Raw genomic sequence first — 18,941 nt, 5'->3', positions numbered from 1 at the left:
GCTTGCTTTCGATTCGATGGTCCGTTAGTGCGCACCGGACCGGTGCCGAAGTTTATGCGTCCTCGAAGACGGCGTTCATGTCCTCTTCCATCTGCGCAGCAGCGTCAGCGGCCGACTTGGAGCCGGAGAGCACCTGGTTGAGCTGCTGATAGAAGATGGTGGAAAGCTCTGGATAGAGATCGCCGGTCTGGGCCGAAGGGCGGCCGACAGCGGCCTCGAAGACCGGCTTCAGGCGAGGAATGAACTCGCTGGCCTCTGCCACCGCTGGGTCGTCATAGACTGCAGGGATGGTTGGAAGATGCGACCGCTCGATCGCGTACGAGGTCTGCAGCTCGGGGCTCGTCATGTACTTGACGAACTCGATGGCGGCATCCTGGTTCTTCGAGTACTTGGACACCATCATTTGCCATCCGCCCAGGGTGGCCGCGCTGGTGTCTTCGGCGCCGTCGCCCTTCGGGAGCGGCGAGACGCCGACTTTGCCTGCCGTCGCCTCGCTCTCCTGGCTACCGGAGTACATGTACGGCCAGTTGCGGGCGAAGGCAGCATTACCGGCAACCCAGACATTGAAGGTCTCGGTTTCGGTGTAGGTCGTCACGCCCTCAGGTGAGATTCCGTTCACCCATCCAGCGGCCCGTTCCATTGCGGCAATTGCGGCTTCGTTGTTGATGGTCACGTTGCGGTCCGTATCGATGATCGTGCCGCCACCCTGCGAGACGAGCCATTCGACGCCGTTGCACGTGAGTCCCTCGTAGGCTTTGCCCTGCCAGACGTATCCGGTGAAGTCCGGCTTGTCGGCCTTTTCGCCGTCCTGGATGGTCTGGGCAGCTGCCTCGAGATCGGACCAGGTGGCCGGCGGTTCGACACCGTACTTCTCGAGCAGATCGGTGCGGTAGTACAGCAAGCCCGCGTCAGTGAACCAGGGGATGCCTACCAGGTTGCCATCGACGGTGTTCGCCGCGATGATGCCAGGGAAGAAGGATTCTGCTCGGTCTCCAAGCGCATCCTGGAGCGGCACAGCGTGCTCGGCTACGACACCTGGCCAGATGATATCGATCTGGTACGCATCGATGTCCGAGGCCTGCGCGGCGAATTGCTGGCGCATCGCCTGCAGGCGCGCGTCGGTTTGATTCTCACCATGGACGAGATTGACCGTAATTCCAGTGGCCTCGGAGAACGCGGCAATCGCTGCCTCGTTCCAGGCCAGGTCGGGGTCGGCTGCGCTGGGGCCCATCCAGGCGATCGTCGCGCCCGAAAGGTCGGTGCGGATATCGGCCGGCACGACAATCGTGCTGCCCGCCGCGGCGTCGGCAGCCGGGGATGCATCCTGTGCGTACGCGGGAGCTGCGCCGCGCATGATGCTGAGTACCGGCAAGAGCGCGCCGGCGGCCGCCGCGCTCTTCAGCAACTGGCGGCGGTCGATTCGACCAGCCATATAGTCGCGCAGGAGCTCGATCGACTTCTGGCGTCGATCATTTGCGTTTGTCACGAGTACCTCCTTGTAGAAAACGAACACGCTATCGAAATGTCGCGCGCAGACGATTGCGCGCTGGTCCCAGGTGATGTCATGGGTCGGTCACTCGTCGTTCGAGTGTGAATTTCATCCATCGACACGGTTGGGCCACTGTGTTGGTTGTACTCGCAACGCAAAAATGCGTCAAGTTTGGGCAGGGTCTTGTGCTATTGGCCCAAAAAGTTAGTCGATTTCAGGAAACAGCGTCTGTAAGCGCCGATACAAGTCTCGATAAATCTGGTAGCCGCGGTCGTATGCCTCGGCTGCCTGGGCGCTCGGATCGTTGACGTAACGATCCGCCAGGAAGCGGTCGATCTCGTCCCAACCGGAAAAGAGTCCCCCGGCCATTCCCGCCACAAACGCAACGCCCAATACGGAACCCGGATGATTGCGGAACGAGGTGATCGGCTCGTTAAGCACGTCGGCCGCGATCTGGCGCCAAAGCGAGCTGCTCACGCCGCCATTGGTTGCCATGTAGCGGGTTGGTTCGAGCCCAGCATCGCGAAGCACATCGACGTGATGGCGGAACCCATACATGACCGCCTCCAACGTCGCGCGAAAGATGTGCGCGCGGGAGTGGGAAAGGTCGAGCCCGAAGATAACACCACGCGCTCGAGGATCCATGATCGGCGTCTTCTCACCGAGGAAATAGGGGAGGATGGTGACTCCTCCAGAGCCAGGGGGAACTTCCGCCGCCTCACGGTCGAGTTCCTGCAGCGTGGCCTTGGCGGTGTCGAGGCCGAGGATTTCCGTCACGTACCACTTCACGAGCGACCCGCTGGCCGCCATGCAGCCATTGAGCAGGTATTTCCCGGGAATGTCATGCGCGTCGATGAACAGCGACGGATGGGTGATCGGCTTGGCTGAGCAGTAGAGAATGTCGCCTGCGCCGCCGAACTTGATCAGCGTGTCACCATCCTCGCGCAGCGCGGCCGCCAATGCGGAGGCGATATGGTCGGCGCTGCCCGCCACCACCGGAATCCCTGTTGGCAAGCCGGTCGCCTCGGCAGCGTCCGGACCGAGCGATCCAACGACATCGGTCGGGTCATGCACCGGTGGAAAATAGGACAGATCGAGTTGGACGGCGTCCAGCAAATCGGGCACCCAGCGACGCTCCCGGAAATCGTAGAGTCCGGATTCCACTGCCCAGTTGAGCTCCAGGCTGCAGGCTGCCGGCGGCGCGCCGCAGAGCCAGGCGGTCACCAGGTCATAGGAACCCAGCACGGTCCGGGTGCGCGCCCATGCGTCCGGTTCGTGACGTTGCACCCAAAGCAGCCGAGGCGCGATGTGTTGCTGATTGGTGTATCCGCCGGTGAGGCGATAGAGTCGATCCTGATCGATGCGCGTGCCCAGTTCGGCCACTTCTTCGATTGCGCGGGCGTCGTTCTGCTGAATCGCCGGACGCACCGGCTGACCGGTTTCGTCCAACAGCACCATCGCCGGGACCATGCCGCTGACTCCGATGGCGGCAATCCCGTCCCGATCGATCTCCGGCGACATTGCCAGCTGGCGCAACGCCTTTGCCGCGCCGGCAATCCAGTCGCCCGGGTCCTCCTCGGCCCAACCGGCGTGCGGGGAGTGCAGATCGTGCTCGACGGTGGCATCGGCCAGAATCCGGCCGTCGATAGAGATCAGCGCTGCCTTGACACCGGTGGTGCCGATATCGACTCCAATGGCCTGATGTTTCACCCGGCTAGCTCGCTGTCGCCGAGCGCACTTCGGCCATCAGCGCCTTCACCCGCGCGCCATCGACTGGATTCCAGGTAATACCGTCGACCTTCAGGCTCGAACCGACGATCGCGCCATCGGCGTATTGCAGCAGTTCGGCGGCATTCGCCACCTTGAACCCGGTGTTGACCAGCAGCGGCACCCCGGTCCCTGCAATGGCGGCCGCCACCTCGGCCATCGCCGACGCATTGGCGGGCTGGCTGGTGATCGGTCCGGAGACGCAGATTGCATCGGGCGAGGAAGAGAAGACGACCGACTTGGCAGTTTCCGCGATCGGCCGCGGGGCAACCGGCGCGGCGAACTCGGCATTGATATTGAAGATCATCTTGACATTCTGCGCGCCGATCTGGCGACGGTATCGCCAGGCATCGCCCGCGGATCGAATCCAGAGTCCGAAGTCGCCGGCAAAGGCTCCCGTGAAGATTTCGCGACAGAACGAGGCGCCGGTGGCCGCCGCCACCGCCAATGTAGCGTTCGGGTCCCAGAGAACGTTGACGCCGAATGGCACCGAGAGTTCACCGCGCATGGAAGCAACGGTGTCTGCCATCGCGGCAACCGAGGCAAAATCCGAATCGAGACGATATGGGCGGTCGTTCTCATTGCAGAACATGACCGCATCGATGCCGCCAGCCTGAAGCGCGTCCAGGTCGCGCTTGACCCATTCGCGAATGCCGGTCATGCCGGTCGATTCCTCGTAGAGCGGTGTGCCGGGGAGCGCTGGCAGATGGACCATGCCGATGATCGACTTGGTTTCGCCTGTCATTTCCTGCAACCAGTTCCCGCCCGCCATGATTCCTCCTCACTGCACGCTCGATTCCAGGCACACATCGTTGGTGCTGGAACCGTGAGGATAGCTGAAATCGAGTTTCAATCTCGGAGAGAGCTACGTGAGATCGTCGGGTAGCTCATATCGCCCCGAACGGGCGGTGATTCGCAACCGGAAGACCACTGAATGGGCGCCCATCACGACCGGGACACCTGTGGCTCGTTCGACCAGGGCAACGGCGAGTTGCACCTCGTCGGGATCGGCAATCTCTTCGAACGTTGCTTCTGCGACCACACTCTGCCACCGATCTGATTGCTCGACGCGGTCCACCTCGAACGAGACCCGCGGGTCGGACCGCATCAGGTCCAGCTTGCGGCCGGGTCCGCTGACCGCATAGATCGAATCGCCGTCGTACGCGTAGGCGAGTGGAACCAGGTACGGTCGCTCGCCAGGCTGGTTGCAGGCAATTCGGCCGACGATCGAACCCGCAAGCAGTGCCTCGATACCGTCGCTGTCGAGATGGTGAATCACGCCCATGGCCAGTCTATTCCTCGATCGAAAAGGTCACTCGCTGGATTTCGTTCATGAAGTAACCCTTCTGGTTCCAGAGTGCTTTCCAGGGCTGCGTCAGCCCGCGCCGGTCGGTTGCCCTGGCACAGAGCTCGTGCGTTCCTGGCGGAAGGGCTAACGATTGCTCCCACCGCACCCAGGAGTAGGGACCGGCTTCCTGAGCGATGGTCGCGGGTTGCCAGCTATCGCCGCCGTCGAAGCTGGTTTCGACTGTCTCGATGCCTCCATGACCAGACCAGGCATACCCGTAGGCAATACCGTTCCCGGGCATGACAGCCCCATCGGTTGGATTCGCGATCACCGACTTGACTGGCATCTCGCGCACCGGCTGAATGGGCACGCCGTCGGCATCGTAGATCACATAGAGATCGCCCTGGAACGGTCCGGTGAACGGGCGATCGCTGACCGTCAACCTGGTCAACCATTTCGTTGACGCGATCCCTGCCCATCCCGGCACCAGCAGACGCGCCGGGGCGCCATGCGCCACTGGCAACGGGTCCCCATTCATGCGCAGCGCGATCAGGGTGCTCGGTTGCAGTGCCACGCTGAGCGGCAGCCCGCGTTGCATTGTCTCGAGATCGCCGCCCTGGGAGACGACCTCGACTCCAGCTTCGGTCGGTTGGACGGCGTCCAGCAGTTCGCGAAGCCGAACGCCGCCCCAAATAGCGTTTCCGGCCGCGTCGTTCTTCCAGGTCGTTCCCTCAGCGACTGGATCGAAACGCGATCGCCCGTTCCCGGTGCATTCCAGGAACGCGGGAAGCTCGACCTGTGGCATTTGTTCGAGATCGGACAGGGAAAACTCCGCCGGCACCGCAACTTCTCCGTCGATCGTCAAGCGCCAACTCGTTGGATCGATGCCCGGAATCGCGCCATTCGATCGAACGAAAAAGAGCTCGTTGGGCACGTAGAGGCCATCGATGAGTCCGAGGTCCATGCCGAGGTTGGTTTGGCCATAGGGTGTCAGGCGTGCGTCTTTTCCGGCAATCGTCATGACGGGGACTCCTGTCGCTCGATCGAAACGAACCTGGCGCGGCCAGATAGATCGTCCACGATCATGACACGCGCGCCCGGAAAGCGCGCGCCCGCAAGCGAGGCGACCGTAGATGCCTGACTCGGGTCGATCTCGATCATCATCGCAAACTGCTGAGCTACCCTGGCCGCTGACTGATCGAGGATGCGTTCGATCACCTTCAGGCCGCCGGGCCCGCCGTCGAGCGCCAATCGTGGTTCCGCTGCCAGATCCGGATTGCCGTCGACTTGTGTTGGAGTGAGATACGGCGGGTTGGTGAGGATCACGTCCCACGGCCCCCGCGTCCAGGAGAGGAGATCTCCCTCCACCAGTTCGACACGGGCGCTAAGTCCAAGCTCCTGACGATTGCCCTTTGCGTACGCCAGGGCATCTGTCGAAATGTCGCACCCGGTGATCGACACCAGTGCCGGGTCCGTCAGCAACGCCAAAGACAACGCAATGGCGCCGCTGCCAGTGCAGAGGTCGAGCACGCGAATCGGAACACCGCGCCACAGCCGGTCGATCACGGCCACTGCTCGCTCCACCAGCAGTTCGGTTTCCGGGCGAGGAACGAGCACCCCGGGACCAACATGGAAGTTGTGCCCCATGAACTCGCGTGTGCCAGTGATATAGGCAACCGACTCGCCCTGCAAGCGACGTCGGATCGAAGACCGGAACGCTTCCTGTTGGTCAGGCGTCAGAACGATCTCAGGATCGATCGCCAGCTGGGTTCGCGTTCGGCGCAGAACCGAGCAGAGCAGCACCTCGGCGTCGAGGCGTGGTGAAGCGATTCCGGCCGCACGTAGTTCTGACGTGGCAGACGAGATCGTTTGGCCGACCGTAGGTTCCGGTCTCGGCTCTGTCATGCGTGACGTACGTGACTGACGAAACTACGCCGCGACGACCGCGTGTTCGTCCTCGAGACCGGCTTCGGCGAGCCGCTGTGCCTCGTCGGCCGCTCGCAGCTCCTGCACGAGGGTATCGATCTGCCCGTCCATCACGCCAGGAATATTGCTCAGATTCATCTTGATGCGATGGTCGGAAATGCGGTCCTGCGGGTAGTTGTAGGTGCGGATCTTTTCGCTTCGCTCGGCGCTGCCGATTTGCGACTTGCGTGCGTCACCTCGTTCGGCGGCCAGCCGCTCCTGTTCGGTTTCGTAGAGCCGGGAGCGGAGAATGGTCATCGCTTTCAGTTTGTTCTTGAGCTGGCTGCGCTCGTCCTGGCACGCAACGACCAACCCGGTCGGAATGTGTGTGATGCGTACCGCCGAGTCGGTTGTGTTGACGCTTTGACCGCCGTTGCCGGAGGAGCGATAGACGTCGATGCGCAGATCGTTTTCCGAGATTTGGATGTCGACTTCTTCCGCTTCGGGAAGGACCGCCACGCTTGCGGTGGACGTGTGGATGCGTCCCTGGCTCTCGGTCGCCGGTACGCGTTGCACGCGGTGCACGCCGGATTCGTAGCGCAAGAAGCTATACGCGTTCTTGCCGGTCACCTGGAAGATGATCTCGCGATATCCGCCGCCATCGGTTTCGGTCGCGGAAAGGATCTCCACTTTCCAGCGCTGGCGTTCGGCATAGCGGGCGTACATGCGGAAGAGATCGGCGGCGAAGAGGGCCGCTTCGTCTCCTCCAGTGCCGGCGCGTACCTCGACGATGACGTTCTTTGCGTCGTTCGGGTCTTTCGGCACGAGCAGCGCCTTGATCCGGTTCATCAGCACGCTTTGCTGCTCTTTGAGCGTGCGCATCTCCTCAGCGGCCATGGAGGCCATCTCCGGATCAGAGTCTGACGCCAGCAACTCCGCATCGGCGATGGCCGATTCGGTGGCTTCGAATTCGTTGTACGTGCTGACGATCTCTTCCAGCTCTGCTCGTTCGCGGCCGATCTCTTGCAGGCGCGCGGGATCGGTGGCGATGGCAGGGTCGGCGAAAAGCTCGTCGAGCTCTTGATATCGGCGATTGATTTCGCCGAGTGTGTCCATGAGTTTGCTCATCGATGCGATCCTGGTGCGATGGTTGGAACAGTGCGGACGGCTCGATCGAATCGCGTCGCGCAGCAGTCCATTTTACCCGATGAAGGGTCGTCCGGGCCGCCGTCCTCCGCCGTTGGGCGGTCTCGCTCGATTGCAGCGACAGAGGTCTGGTGTTGCCTGTCCTGGAAACAGGACAACCCACGATGAATGAGGCGGCCTAGAATCGAATACTGGCGAGTTCCTCGTAACGTGCGCCAGCCTTCTCCAGGTGGCTGCGGAACAGGACGAGCTCCGAAATCGTGAACTCGACCTTCGAGGAGATGATCTCCCGCACGCTCGGGGACGAAAATGCCTCGCCGAGCTGGTACGAGAAGAGCTGGTCGACGGAGTCGCGTGCCCGACCCAACGTCAGGTGCGGTTTGAATGCGCCGCCTTCGACGTCGACGTTCAACCGTGCGAGCATCGCTCCAACCTCGGCGCGCGCTGCCTCCAGCTTGTCAGTTTGCCCTTCAAGACCGATCCAGATCACGCGTGGACGCTTTTCGTTCGGGAACGCCCCCAGTGACCCGGTGCGCACCCGGATTGGCCCGGTCCGGAGCGAGAGGTTGGCAAACGACAACCGGATGAGCTCCGCGCGTTCTTGCGGTACTTCGCCGATAAAGTGCAGGGTCAGATGGAAACCGCTTGGCGCTGTCCAGCGCACCGGCAGATCACGGCTGGAAAGATCGTCGATGAGATGACCGAGCTGATCGGTCACGGTCGGTGGCAACGGAGCCGCGATGAAGAGACGCGGTCCGTCCGGCTTCGCTGGCGGGCGACCTGGCTTCGGAGATGGTGCGGAGTGTTTTCGTTTCGCCATGGCGGGAGTATAGGTGTCGCGGAATGACGTTGGACGGGATGCGCAACCGCGCGTACTGTTGCGCACGATGGAGGTTGCGATGATCACTGCATTCCTTGGTCCGCGCGGGACGTTCAGCGAAGACGCGGCGATTGCATTCGCCGGCGAGTCGGGAGAGTTTCTGGCCTTCAACTCGTTTCCGGCGTTGACTGCTGCGGTCGAAACGGGATTGGCGGATCAGGCGCTGCTCCCGATCGAGAACTCGATCGAGGGGTCGATCAGCACCACGCTCGATCTGCTCATCCATGAGACCCCCCTCAAGATTGCAGACGAGGTGGTGGTGCCGGTTCGGCACTTTCTGATTACACCACCGGGAGGCGCCCTCACCGATATCAAGGTCGTCACCACGCACCCGCAACCACTGGGGCAGTGCCGGCGTTTTCTGGAGCGAGTGTTGCCAAGGGCTGAGCAAGTGGCCGCCCTGAGCACCGCAGCGGCTGTGGAAGACGTGGTCAAGAGCGGTGATGTTCAGCGTGCCGCAATCGGCACGCGCCGTGCAGCCGAACTCTATGGTGGGCAGATCATCGCGCATGACATTCAGGACATTCGCTCGAATTTCACTCGTTTTGTCGTCTTGCGCAACGAAGATTCACCACCCACCGGCAACGACAAGACCTCGATCAGCTTTGTGTTGCATGTGAACGCGCCGGGTTCGTTGCTCGAATCCCTGACTCCCTTTGCGGAAGGAAAGATCGAGCTGACCAAGGTCGAGAGCCGCCCGACCAAGGAGTGGCTGGGGGAGTACTACTTCTTGCTCGATTTTCAGGGACATCGCACCGATCCATTGGTGGTGGACGCGCTCGAACGGCTGGGCCGGGTGGCGAACGTAAAGGTCTTCGGTTCATACCCCCGGTTCGATTTTCAAGCCCTGGCCGACGAGGTCATGGCGGGCGCCGGTCCAGGCGTTCGCGTTCTGTAGGAACACCGATGCTCCTGGTCGATCGTTCGCTCGAGACCTCATACATCACCTTCGGTCTGACCCACGATGAGTCGGGCGAAGGCAGTTTCGAGATTCATAGCAGGTTGACAGCGGATCGGGTCGGAGCGGCGGATGCCGCGCTGATCTCGACACCGGAGATCGGGCTGCTGACAGAAACCCATCGGGCTGATCCCGGTTTCGGCTTGTGGACCAGTGGCGCCGGGGCCATCGCCATGCGCACCCCCGTGCGCCCAGACGAGATCGAGGATGCGGCGATATTGCTCTATGACGTGTCTGGCGCCGCAGAGCTTCTGGCGCGTGCCACCATCTGGCCCTTCTACGGTATCAAGGCGACGGCGTGGCTTTCCGAACCAGATGGCTCGAGCACAGTCAGCATCCTCGATGGACTCGACGCGCTCGAACCAGTCGAGGCAGGGTTCAGTGAAGACCTGGTTCGGGCCTGGTACATCCTGACCAATCAACCGCTCGTCACCCACCTGCTGTCGGTGCCCATGGGCGCGAGCGCAGAGCAGCTGCTCGATGTCCGCTCGAGACTTGTTGCCGCGCGTTCGCTTGGTCACGCGGTTCGCAGGGATGTGCGAAAGCAACTGCTGGCCGATACTGCCATCGAAGGCGAGCGATTGGTGGAGATACTTGGCCGTGTCCAGCACGAACTGGACGGAGCCACTCGCGCCGCGGCCTATTCCCTCATCGCCCGTGGCTCGGGAGGCACACGTTACCCTTTGCTGCGTGAGATTCCATGGTGGGAACCACCGACAGAGGCATCAGTCGACTGAGACAAAAGCCTACCTGGACGTCCCGGCAGTGAGCACCGACGTCGGCATGGTGGACGCCTTGTCACGCAAGTCGGAGAAGAGGGGCGTGCTCAGGTAGCGCTCACCCGTGTCCGGCAAGATCGCAACGATCAGCTTGCCCTGGTTCTCGTCGCGCCTCGCCAGTTCACGTCCCGCGTAGACAGCCGCTCCGGCCGAAATCCCGGCCAGAATCCCTTCGGTGACCATGAGCTCGCGCGCGGCTTCCATAGCCGCATCGCCCGGCACATGAACGATTTCGTCGATGAGATCGGTGTCCAGCACCGGCGGGACGAAGTTGGCGCCGATCCCCTGGATCTTGTGAGGCGCCGCCTCACCTCCGGCCAGAAATGGAGACTCGGCTGGCTCGACGGCTATGACCTGGAACGATGGCTTGAGACTCTTGAGCACCTGTCCGACGCCAGTGATGGTTCCTCCGGTTCCAACTCCGCCGACCAGAATGTCGATCGCCCCGTTTGTGTCCTGCCAAAGCTCGACCGCGGTCGTGCGGTTATGGATGGCGGGGTTGGCGGGGTTTTCGAACTGCATCGGCATCCAGGAGTCGGGGATCGCCTCCATCAGCTCCTCTGCCTTCCAGATCGAGCCGACCATGCCATCGGCCGCAGGCGTCAGCACGAGTTCCGCGCCGTAGGCGAGGAGGAGCACCCGTCGCTCCAGACTCATGCTTTCCGGCATGGTGAGGATCAGGCGATATCCGCGCGAAGCGGCGACCCAGGCAAGCGCGATGCCCGTGTTGCCGCTGGTTGGTTCGATGATCGTCGTCTTGCCGGGAGTGATGAGTCCTTTCGCTTCAGCGTCCAGGATCATCGCAACCCCAATGCGGTCCTTGACCGAATAGCCGGGCGATAAAGCTTCCAGCTTGCCGACCAGGCGCCCCGGCGTATCGGGCGCAAATCGTGAGAGCCGCAGGAGCGGAGTGTTTCCAATCAGCTCGGTGGCGTCGTCGGCGATCGCGGGACGCGTCCGGCGAACGAGATCGGATTCGGAAATATCGAGGACAGGCATGACGTTCGTCTCCGCGGCGCGGTCGCATGTGCGCTCGGCGAGGAAACTAGCAGAAACTGAGTTCTCTATCAACTTTGTCCGGCTGGCACGTCCTCGGCGGCAACTCGCCCCGTCTCCACCTGGTACTCGGCTTCACTTCCGATCCAGACCGCGCCATCTTCATAAACTTCGCGTTTCCAAATCGGCACCAGCACCTTGATTCGCTCGATGGCATAGCGACAGGCGTCGAATGCCGCATCACGGTGTGCCGATGAAACGGCGATCACCACGCTCGTTTCGCCGACTTGCAGCAACCCGTAGCGGTGCGCGATGGCGACATTGCGCAACCCCCAACGCTCGAGGATCTCGGCGCCGATCTGCTCCAGCATCTTCTCGGCCGCCGGAGGATAGGCCTCATATTCGAGCGCGGTTACCGACTTGCCACGCGCATGGTCCCGCACCGTCCCGGCAAAGGTGACGAGCGCGCCAGCGGCGTCGTCGACGACGAGCGCTTCGACGTCACGCGGATCGATGACGTCTTCGGTCACAAGGAAACGCTTCTGCTCGCTTCCCCCGCTCACCGGAGGGATGATTGCCACCTCGTCACCGTCGGCCAGCACGTGCTCACGTGGTTGATACGATTGATTCACCATCACCATCATGGCCGATTGCGCGTTCAGGAGCCTTGGGGAGCGAGCCAGCACGAGATCGAGCGCCTGTCCTACTGTCGAGCCGTTTGCCAGCTCGATGGTTTCTTTCGATGTCCCCAGCTGTTCGCGCACGAAGGCGAAGTAACGCATCTGAATCGTGATCATGCCTGGTCCAGTCGTTCGATGAGCATGGCCATCCCCTGGCCGGTGCCAATACACAGTGTGGCCAGTCCGTAGCGGCCGCCACTTCGCTCGAGCTCGTGCACCAGCGTGGTCATCATGCGCGCGCCGGTGGCGCCCAGCGGGTGCCCGAGGGCGATTGCCCCGCCGTTGGGATTGACTTTGGCTGGATCGAGGCCAAGTTGGTCGATGCAGGGCAGAGCCTGAGCAGCAAACGCCTCGTTCAGTTCGATGACATCGAGCTCATCGACCGAGATCCCCAGTCTGCCGAGCAGCTTCCGGGTCGCCGCGATCGGACCCAATCCCATGATCGCGGGATCGAGTCCCACCACAGTCGAGCCGAGAATGCGCGCCTTTGCGTGAAGGCCCAACTCCGTTGCTGCCGTCGCGTCTGCTACCAGCACGGCTGCGGCGCCATCGTTGATGCCGCTGGAATTGCCTGCCGTCACGCTGCCGCCCTCTCGGAACACTGGCCGCAGCCGCGCGAGATCTGCTGCAGTGGTGCCGGGTCTGGGATGCTCGTCGATGGAGACGTCGGAGAATCCGTTTTTCGCAGGCACACGAACGGGCACGATCTCTCGCACGAAGCGTCCTTCAGCGATGGCGACTTCGGCGCGTCTCTGGCTTTCAGCCGCGAAGGCATCCTGGGACTCGCGTGAAACGGCGCATCGCTCGGCGACATTCTCGGCCGTTTCTCCCATCGAATAGGGGTGGTGACGAGCGGCCAATTCCGGATTGACGAAACGCCAGCCAAGCGTCGAATCGACCAGCCCCAGGTCTCCCCGCGGGTAGGGAGTACCGGGTTTCAACATCACGTAGGGCGAACGGGTCATGCTCTCGACCCCACCCGCGATGAAGACGGAACCCTCTCTGGCCCGGATCGCCTGCGCCGCCGATGCGATTGCTTGCAACCCCGACGCGCAAAGGCGGTTCACCGTTTGGCCAGGCACTGTCTCCGGCAACCCGGCGATCAACGACGCCATGCGAGCGACGTTTCGATTGTCCTCACCGGCCTGGTTGGTGCAGCCCAGGATGACATCGTCGATCAGATTTGGGTCGACGCCAGTCCGATCGACAATCGCTGAAATGACGAGCGCTGCAAGATCGTCGGGCCGCACAGCAGCCAACGCGCCGCCGTAGCGGCCAATCGGTGTGCGCACGGTATCGACGATGACCGGTGCAGGCGGAAGTGAAGTGTCTCTCATAAGTTGTTATCGTTCCGCGCGGTCGGAGATCGACTGCGAATATGGAAATCGCGACTTTGTGAGAAAGGATAAGGGGAATGCCAGAACGAAATGACTCTCTACCGAAAGGCTATCGTGAGGTGGCGCCGACGATGGACGACATTCCAAGGGCTACCGAGTTCTTCAATCTGGTGGAGATAAGTGAATGGGGCGAACCGGATTTCGACGAAGCCGAAGTCGAGGAAGAATGGAGCGAACTCGAACTGGCGCAGTCGGTTGTTCTTGTCGAGGATGCTGACGGCCAAATCGTCGCCAGCATGACGCTGATCGGTGGCGAGGGCGTGACCTGGGAGGCGTTTGGGTATGTCCACCCCGAGCATCAGGGGCGCGGACTTGGAGGCTGGATCGTCGATTGGTCCGAAACGCGCGCGCTCGACCGCATCTCGTCCGCTCCCGACGGATACCGGGTCGACATCCTGAACTACACCTCGACCATCAACGCGGCTGCCCAGCAGTTGCTTGCCAGCAAAGGCTACGACGTCTTCAAGGTCTTCCGACGCATGCGCATCGACCTCGAGGCGCGCCCGCAGCCTGTCAGTTGGCCCGAGGGGTATTCACTCCGACCCTTCCAGGAGAATCGGGACAAGCACGCATTTTTCGACGCGATCCAGCAAGCCTTCGTCGAGCACTGGTCGGCTTCGCCGCGCACATTCGAGTCGTGGTCGAAATCGTGGTTGGCTGACGGATACGACCCGGACTTGCTCATTCAGCTCGTGCATGGCGACCAGATCGTCGGCACGATCTGCGGCAAACCGACTGGCGAATCGGGATGGATTGGCTATGTCGCCGTGGTCCCCTCGCACCGTCGGCGGGGACTCGCAAAGCTCATGCTGCAGGAGAGTTTCGGTCGATTCTGGGACCGGGGAATCGAGCAGGTCGATCTCGGCGTCGACTCCGAGAATCGCCAAAGCGCGATCGATCTCTATCTCGGGATGGGAATGACCGAGTCGCATAGTTACGAAACCAACCGCAAGATGCTGCGCGACGGGCTCGATTGGCGCGACGAGGCGTAACAGTAATCAGACCGGGCCGATGAGAATGGCGTCGACCAATTCCCCGGCCCGGTAGATCGTCTCCCGAGGGGGAATGACGATCAAGGCGTTGGCCCCGAGGAACGATGCCAATCTCGAAGAACCCTGGGAACCGTTCGCGCTGGCGACGAGCTTGCCGTCAGCATCGACTGTCAGAACCGCCCGCTGATACTCGACCCGGTCGGTCGGCTCAGTATCGGCGCCCAGGGTCACTCGTACAGTTTCCGGTCCTTCGCCCGCTCCGGTCATCTTCCGGATCGCGCTCTTGACGAAGACCTCGAACCCAACGAGCGCGGAAACCGGGTTTCCGGGCAGGCCAAAGATCAGTGTCGGCCCCGCAGTCGCAAAGTTGAGCGGTTTGCCCGGCTTCAGGAAGACGCGCCGAAAATGCACGGTCGCGAGGTCGAGGAGGATCGGCTTTATCAGATCGAGATCACCCATCGACACGCCGCCGCTGGTGAGCACGATGTCGCTGTCGGCGATCAGGCGAACCAGCAGCGGTTCGAGCTCCGACCGCACATCCGGGCGTTTTCCGGCCCAAACGATCTCGGCGCCGATCGATTCGAGCGCGGATCGCAGCATGTAGCGATTCGAGTCGCGGATCTTCCCCAGAGTGAGCGGTTCGCCTGGTTCGAGCAGCTCATCTCCCGTCGAGACGATGGAGACCCTGGGCTTGCGCCGCACGGTGACAGGATCGCCGCCGTATGTCGCGAGCATGCCGATCTCGGCGGGACCGATGCTCGAACCCGCACGCACCAGCAACTGCCCGGCGCGTGCATCAGAGCCGATCTGCCGCACGCTTTCGCCAGGCGCCACAAACTCCTGGTGGATGATCACGCTGTCATCGGCGATTTCGGTGTTTTCGACCTTGACCACCGCATCCGCACCCTTTGGAAGCGGGGCGCCGGTCATGATCTTGATTGCAGTGCCGGGGGTGACTTCGGCATCGATCAAATTGCCGGCCGACTGGACCCCGACGACATCGCGCCAGGGAGACCCATCGTTGGCGATGACGGCGTATCCATCCATCGTCGAAGCGGCAAATGGGGGAAAGTCGGCGCTTGCGACAAAGTCGTTCGCAAGGATCCGTCCCGACGCCTCGATCAGCGGAATCTGCTCTGATGGAAGCAGATGCGTGTGGGAGAGCACTGTTGCCAGCGCCTCACTCGGATGGCGCAATCGGTCGAGCTCGTCTTCGGGTCCCTGAAAGGTCAAGAAATGCACCCATCGATTGTCCGCCATGGGCGGATTTCCCGGATCGGGCCGCATGGTACCATCTCGGTCACCTTCGCGGCGGAGTGGGCAGAGTCCGCTGGACAGACCCGATATAATGACATAATGCAGAGGAGTTTCCTGGGGCTGCCATGGAAGGAAACTCTGCAACGCGCGTAGCAACCATGACGAAGAGCGAACACGCTTCCAGCTCTGACCTTTCGGACGGGCATGCCGATGTCGCGGCGGCCCCGCTCGATGCTGTCGTCGAGCTGGATCCGCAGGTTTCCGAACTGGCGAACGCGTTGCTGGATGAGGTGCGCGCCCAGCACTTCTCGGAAAAGAGCCTCGACACCGTTGCACGCGCCATAGAGTTCGCGGTCGAGCACCATCAGGGGATGGTGCGCCGTTCTGGCGAACCATTCGTGCTGCATCCGCTCGAGGTTGCGCTCATCCTGGCGCGAATCCGCCTCGACTCGGACACGATTGCGGGCGCGCTCCTGCACGATCTGGTCGAAGACACCGATGTCACCTACGACGACATCGAGAAAGAATTCGGGCCCCGCGTCTCCAGCCTTGTCAATGGCGTCACCAAGCTCTCCAAACTGCCTTGGGCGGGCGATGGCGATCAATCGAAGCGGGAAAAGGAAGCGCAGGCCGAAAGCCTGCGCAAAATGTTCCTCGCGATGGTCGACGACATCGGCGTCGTGCTGATCAAGCTCGCCGACCGGCTGCACAACATGCGCACATTGCAGTTCATGCCGCCCGAGAAGCAGCAACGCATCGCCCAGCAGACGATGGAGATCTACGCCCCGCTCGCCAATCGCCTGGGAATCTGGCAGTTCAAGAGCGAGCTGGAAGACCTTTCATTCAAGTTCCTCCTGCCGCATGAATACGAGACGATTCGCAAGGGAATCGAGGCACGCGGCGCGTCCGAGCGAGAGTATGTCGAACGGGTCAAGGAGATCCTCGTCGAGGCGCTCAACGAAGCAGGCATCGAGGCCACGCTCACCAGCCGCACCAAACACATCTATTCGATCTATCGGAAGATGAACCTCAAGCGGCGCACCATCGACGAGATCTATGACCTGATCGGTATTCGCATGGTGGTGGAGGAAAAGCGCGACTGTTACGGCGCTCTGGGTGTCGTGCACGCCATGTGGCACCCCATCCCCGGCGAGTTCGACGACTACATCGCGACCCCAAAGGAGAGCATGTATCAGAGCCTGCATACGGCCGTCATCGGTCCGGAAGGGCATGGGCTCGAAATCCAGATTCGCACCGCCGAGATGCACGAGATCGCCGAGTACGGTGTGGCGGCCCATTGGCGATACAAGGAAGGCCGCAAGTCGGACGCGCGGGTCGAGGCGAAGATTGCCTGGTTGCGCCAGTTGATGGAGTGGCGTGAAGAGGTCAGCGACGCGGAAGAGTTTGTCGAATCGCTCAAGTCCGATGTTTTCAAGGACCAGATCTACGTCTTCACCCCGCGCGGCGACATCATCGAATTGCCAGCCGGGGCGACTCCGCTCGATTTTGCCTATCGCATCCATACCGAGGTCGGGCATCACTGCGTCGGCGCCAAGATCAACGACCGCATGATCCGGCTCGACCACAAGCTCCAGAACGGCGATGTGGTCGAAGTCATGACCAGTAAGTCGAAGGTCGGGCCGAGCCGCGACTGGCTGCAGGAAGACAACGGTTACGTTACGACAGCCGGCGCACGCGAAAAGATCCGTCAGTGGTTCCGCCGCCAGGAGCGCGATGTCAACGTGGAGCAGGGTCGCGAGATTCTGCAGAGCGAGTTGCGCAGGCTGGGGCTCGACTACAAGTTCGCCGATGTGCTCACGCACTTCCCGCGATATACGAAGATCGACGACTTTCTTGCCGCAATCGGGTACGGCGGGATCTCCGCCCAAACAATTGCAACCAAGCTGGGCGAGAATGGCGCCAAGGACGTCGTTTCGGCCACGCCGCATATTCCCAAGCCGAGAGCACCGCAACGGATCGTCGCCGGCGGAGTGGGCGATCTGTTGACCAATTTGGCGGCCTGCTGCCGACCGGTGAATGGTGACGAGATCATTGGGTATGTCACCCGCGGCCGCGGGCTCACGGTTCATCGCGCCGATTGCCCGAACGTCGCCAACATTGTCGACCGGGAGCGCTTGATTCCTGTCGCCTGGGACGAGAAGGGACCCGATCAGTCGTTCCCCGTTCCGATCGTAGTCCGCGCAAACGACCGGGTGGGACTGCTCAAGGACATCTCGACCCTGCTTTCCGACGAGCGCGTCAACATCCTCTACACGCACACGCGCACCCACGACGACCGTGAGGTCACCATCGATATCACCGTCGAAGTTATCGACGTTGGTCAGCTGAGCCGCGTGCTGCACAAGCTCGATGGCATACAGGGTGTTTACGAAGTGCGCCGCGACACGTCGGGCGCGCGCAGTTCGGCAGCATGACCACGCAGCCGGGTGGACAGGTGCTCGCCTTCGGCGAGCTGTTGATCGATTTGATCGCGTCCGGCGGAGCCACGAGCCTGCTCGACGTGGAAGTCCTGTCAGTGCGGCCGGGGGGCGCGCCCGCCAATGTCGCGGTCGCATTGAGGCGGCAGGGAATCGATGCCGGACTCTGCGCGGTGGTCGGTTGCGACCCGTTTGGCGATCGGCTCATTGCGGTGCTCGAGGCCAATGGCGTCGATCGGTCCCGGGTTCGCCAGGACCCGGACTGGGACACGACGCTGGCGCTGGCCTGGAAGGACGCACGGGGCGATGGGCATTTTCGTTTGCTGCGCCAGGCCGATATCCAACTGAATGTCAGCGATGTTGATGCCGCCGGTGTGGACAAACTCGCGGCAATCGTCGTCGGTTCTGTTTCGTTGAGCCGCCAGCCCGCTCGCGCCGCGATCGAGCGGGCGGTCGAACTGGCGCGGGCCTGGAGCGTGCCAGTCTGCTTCGACGTGAACATGCGTCCCACGATCTGGCCAGACAGCGCGACCGCGCGCGCAGCCTGCGAGCGCCCGCTCGCCGCGGCAACCCTGCTCAAGCTCAGTCTCGACGATGCCCGATTCATGCTCGAGCTCGGTCCCAGCGCGAACGCCGACGATGCGTTCGCAGCGCTGGAGGAATATGGCAACCGGTTCGTCGTCTTGACCGACGGCGCGCGGGGCGCCTGGTTCACCAGTCCGACCGGCGACGTCATCTACCTTCCGGCGTTCGAGATCGAAGCCAGGGAACCGACCGGAGCAGGCGACGCCTTCATGGCGGCTGTCATTGCGCGATTGATCGGCAACAACTGGACGAACCTGTCGCCGGAAGACATCCGCTACGCATCGGCGGCAGGTGCCCTGACGACAACCCGCGAGGGCGCGATCGACTCACTTCCGACCGGCAGCGAGATCCAGGAGTTCCTGGCCGCCCACGAGAGTTGATTGC

17 protein-coding genes are annotated in these 18,941 nt (G+C 62.2%); 5 read left to right on the top strand and 12 right to left on the bottom strand.

Going from position 1 to position 18,941, the window contains the following annotated elements:
• Nucleotides 1-52: 52 nt before the first annotated feature.
• From R2855_04135 to thpR, 8 genes are all read right to left on the bottom strand, one after another.
• Nucleotides 53-1,486, bottom strand: coding sequence for an ABC transporter substrate-binding protein (locus tag R2855_04135; GenBank protein ID MEZ4530200.1), 1,434 nt, complete (start codon nucleotides 1,484-1,486; stop codon nucleotides 53-55).
• A gap of 207 nt (nucleotides 1,487-1,693) precedes the next feature.
• Nucleotides 1,694-3,199, bottom strand: a complete 1,506-nt coding sequence (locus R2855_04130) for an FGGY-family carbohydrate kinase (GenBank protein MEZ4530199.1) — start codon at nucleotides 3,197-3,199, stop codon at nucleotides 1,694-1,696.
• Nucleotides 3,200-3,203: 4 nt separating this feature from the next.
• Nucleotides 3,204-4,028, bottom strand: a complete 825-nt coding sequence (locus R2855_04125) for a BtpA/SgcQ family protein (GenBank protein ID MEZ4530198.1) — start codon at nucleotides 4,026-4,028, stop codon at nucleotides 3,204-3,206.
• Nucleotides 4,029-4,121: 93 nt separating this feature from the next.
• Nucleotides 4,122-4,541 (bottom strand): pyridoxamine 5'-phosphate oxidase family protein, encoded by a 420-nt coding sequence (locus R2855_04120; protein ID MEZ4530197.1) that lies wholly within the window; start codon nucleotides 4,539-4,541, stop codon nucleotides 4,122-4,124.
• 7 nt (nucleotides 4,542-4,548) lie between these two features.
• Nucleotides 4,549-5,565 (bottom strand): sulfite oxidase, encoded by a 1,017-nt coding sequence (locus tag R2855_04115; protein MEZ4530196.1) that lies wholly within the window; start codon nucleotides 5,563-5,565, stop codon nucleotides 4,549-4,551.
• A complete protein-coding gene (prmC, locus tag R2855_04110; protein ID MEZ4530195.1) occupies nucleotides 5,562-6,449 on the bottom strand; it encodes a peptide chain release factor N(5)-glutamine methyltransferase in 888 nt (295 codons plus the stop codon). Before prmC ends, R2855_04115 begins: the two co-directional genes overlap by 4 nt.
• A 24-nt stretch (nucleotides 6,450-6,473) precedes the next feature.
• Entirely contained in the window at nucleotides 6,474-7,577 is a 1,104-nt protein-coding gene (prfA, locus tag R2855_04105) for a peptide chain release factor 1 (GenBank protein ID MEZ4530194.1), read from the bottom strand.
• 196 nt (nucleotides 7,578-7,773) lie between these two features.
• Nucleotides 7,774-8,502: an RNA 2',3'-cyclic phosphodiesterase gene (gene thpR, locus R2855_04100; GenBank protein MEZ4530193.1), complete on the bottom strand. Its 729-nt coding sequence runs from the start codon at nucleotides 8,500-8,502 to the stop codon at nucleotides 7,774-7,776.
• Between thpR and pheA the strand changes: the two genes are divergently transcribed.
• Both pheA and R2855_04090 read left to right on the top strand, forming a co-directional pair.
• Nucleotides 8,495-9,373 (top strand): prephenate dehydratase, encoded by an 879-nt coding sequence (gene pheA, locus R2855_04095; GenBank protein ID MEZ4530192.1) that lies wholly within the window; start codon nucleotides 8,495-8,497, stop codon nucleotides 9,371-9,373. The genes thpR and pheA overlap by 8 nt on opposite strands.
• 8 nt (nucleotides 9,374-9,381) lie before the next feature.
• On the top strand, nucleotides 9,382-10,170 hold the full coding sequence (locus tag R2855_04090; protein ID MEZ4530191.1) for a hypothetical protein: 789 nt from the start codon (nucleotides 9,382-9,384) through the stop codon (nucleotides 10,168-10,170).
• 9 nt (nucleotides 10,171-10,179) lie between these two features.
• Here the strand turns inward: R2855_04090 and cysK are convergent, their stop codons facing one another.
• The 3 genes from cysK to R2855_04075 form a co-directional block, all read right to left on the bottom strand.
• Nucleotides 10,180-11,211, bottom strand: coding sequence for a cysteine synthase A (gene cysK / locus R2855_04085; protein MEZ4530190.1), 1,032 nt, complete (start codon nucleotides 11,209-11,211; stop codon nucleotides 10,180-10,182).
• A gap of 68 nt (nucleotides 11,212-11,279) precedes the next feature.
• Entirely contained in the window at nucleotides 11,280-12,005 is a 726-nt protein-coding gene (gene moaD, locus R2855_04080) for a molybdopterin converting factor subunit 1 (GenBank protein ID MEZ4530189.1), read from the bottom strand.
• Complete coding sequence (locus R2855_04075) at nucleotides 12,002-13,225, bottom strand: thiolase family protein (GenBank protein MEZ4530188.1); 1,224 nt, start codon at nucleotides 13,223-13,225, stop codon at nucleotides 12,002-12,004. The genes moaD and R2855_04075 overlap by 4 nt, the downstream gene beginning before the upstream one ends.
• A gap of 77 nt (nucleotides 13,226-13,302) precedes the next feature.
• On the opposite strand from R2855_04075, the gene R2855_04070 reads away from it, so the two are divergent.
• Nucleotides 13,303-14,277: a GNAT family N-acetyltransferase gene (locus tag R2855_04070; protein MEZ4530187.1), complete on the top strand. Its 975-nt coding sequence runs from the start codon at nucleotides 13,303-13,305 to the stop codon at nucleotides 14,275-14,277.
• 6 nt (nucleotides 14,278-14,283) lie between these two features.
• On the opposite strand, the gene R2855_04065 is transcribed toward R2855_04070, so the two are convergent.
• Nucleotides 14,284-15,537, bottom strand: a complete 1,254-nt coding sequence (locus R2855_04065) for a molybdopterin molybdotransferase MoeA (protein MEZ4530186.1) — start codon at nucleotides 15,535-15,537, stop codon at nucleotides 14,284-14,286.
• A 155-nt stretch (nucleotides 15,538-15,692) separates the two neighbouring features.
• Between R2855_04065 and R2855_04060 the strand changes: the two genes are divergently transcribed.
• Both R2855_04060 and R2855_04055 read left to right on the top strand, forming a co-directional pair.
• Nucleotides 15,693-17,969, top strand: coding sequence for a bifunctional (p)ppGpp synthetase/guanosine-3',5'-bis(diphosphate) 3'-pyrophosphohydrolase (locus R2855_04060; GenBank protein MEZ4530185.1), 2,277 nt, complete (start codon nucleotides 15,693-15,695; stop codon nucleotides 17,967-17,969).
• On the top strand, nucleotides 17,966-18,937 hold the full coding sequence (locus R2855_04055; protein ID MEZ4530184.1) for a carbohydrate kinase: 972 nt from the start codon (nucleotides 17,966-17,968) through the stop codon (nucleotides 18,935-18,937). The genes R2855_04060 and R2855_04055 overlap by 4 nt, the downstream gene beginning before the upstream one ends.
• Nucleotides 18,938-18,941 lie beyond the last annotated feature (4 nt).

The organism is Thermomicrobiales bacterium, from assembly GCA_041390825.1.
GTDB lineage: Bacteria > Chloroflexota > Chloroflexia > Thermomicrobiales > UBA6265 > JAMLHN01.
This window is presented reverse-complemented; position numbering and strand designations above follow the sequence as displayed.

Bases quoted from the DNA above. Each gene is read 5' to 3' on its own strand.
- prfA (MEZ4530194.1), bottom strand. From the start codon at position 7,577: ATGAGCAAACTCATGGACACACTCGGCGAAATCAATCGCCGATATCAA.
- R2855_04065 (MEZ4530186.1), bottom strand. From the start codon at position 15,537: ATGGCGGACAATCGATGGGTGCATTTCTTGACCTTTCAGGGACCCGAA.
- cysK (MEZ4530190.1), bottom strand. From the start codon at position 11,211: ATGCCTGTCCTCGATATTTCCGAATCCGATCTCGTTCGCCGGACGCGT.
- R2855_04060 (MEZ4530185.1), top strand. From the start codon at position 15,693: ATGACGAAGAGCGAACACGCTTCCAGCTCTGACCTTTCGGACGGGCAT.
- prmC (MEZ4530195.1), bottom strand. From the start codon at position 6,449: ATGACAGAGCCGAGACCGGAACCTACGGTCGGCCAAACGATCTCGTCT.
- R2855_04075 (MEZ4530188.1), bottom strand. From the start codon at position 13,225: ATGAGAGACACTTCACTTCCGCCTGCACCGGTCATCGTCGATACCGTG.
- R2855_04125 (MEZ4530198.1), bottom strand. From the start codon at position 4,028: ATGGCGGGCGGGAACTGGTTGCAGGAAATGACAGGCGAAACCAAGTCG.
- R2855_04055 (MEZ4530184.1), top strand. From the start codon at position 17,966: ATGACCACGCAGCCGGGTGGACAGGTGCTCGCCTTCGGCGAGCTGTTG.
- R2855_04115 (MEZ4530196.1), bottom strand. From the start codon at position 5,565: ATGACGATTGCCGGAAAAGACGCACGCCTGACACCCTATGGCCAAACC.
- R2855_04070 (MEZ4530187.1), top strand. From the start codon at position 13,303: ATGCCAGAACGAAATGACTCTCTACCGAAAGGCTATCGTGAGGTGGCG.
- R2855_04090 (MEZ4530191.1), top strand. From the start codon at position 9,382: ATGCTCCTGGTCGATCGTTCGCTCGAGACCTCATACATCACCTTCGGT.
- pheA (MEZ4530192.1), top strand. From the start codon at position 8,495: ATGATCACTGCATTCCTTGGTCCGCGCGGGACGTTCAGCGAAGACGCG.
- R2855_04120 (MEZ4530197.1), bottom strand. From the start codon at position 4,541: ATGGGCGTGATTCACCATCTCGACAGCGACGGTATCGAGGCACTGCTT.
- moaD (MEZ4530189.1), bottom strand. From the start codon at position 12,005: ATGATCACGATTCAGATGCGTTACTTCGCCTTCGTGCGCGAACAGCTG.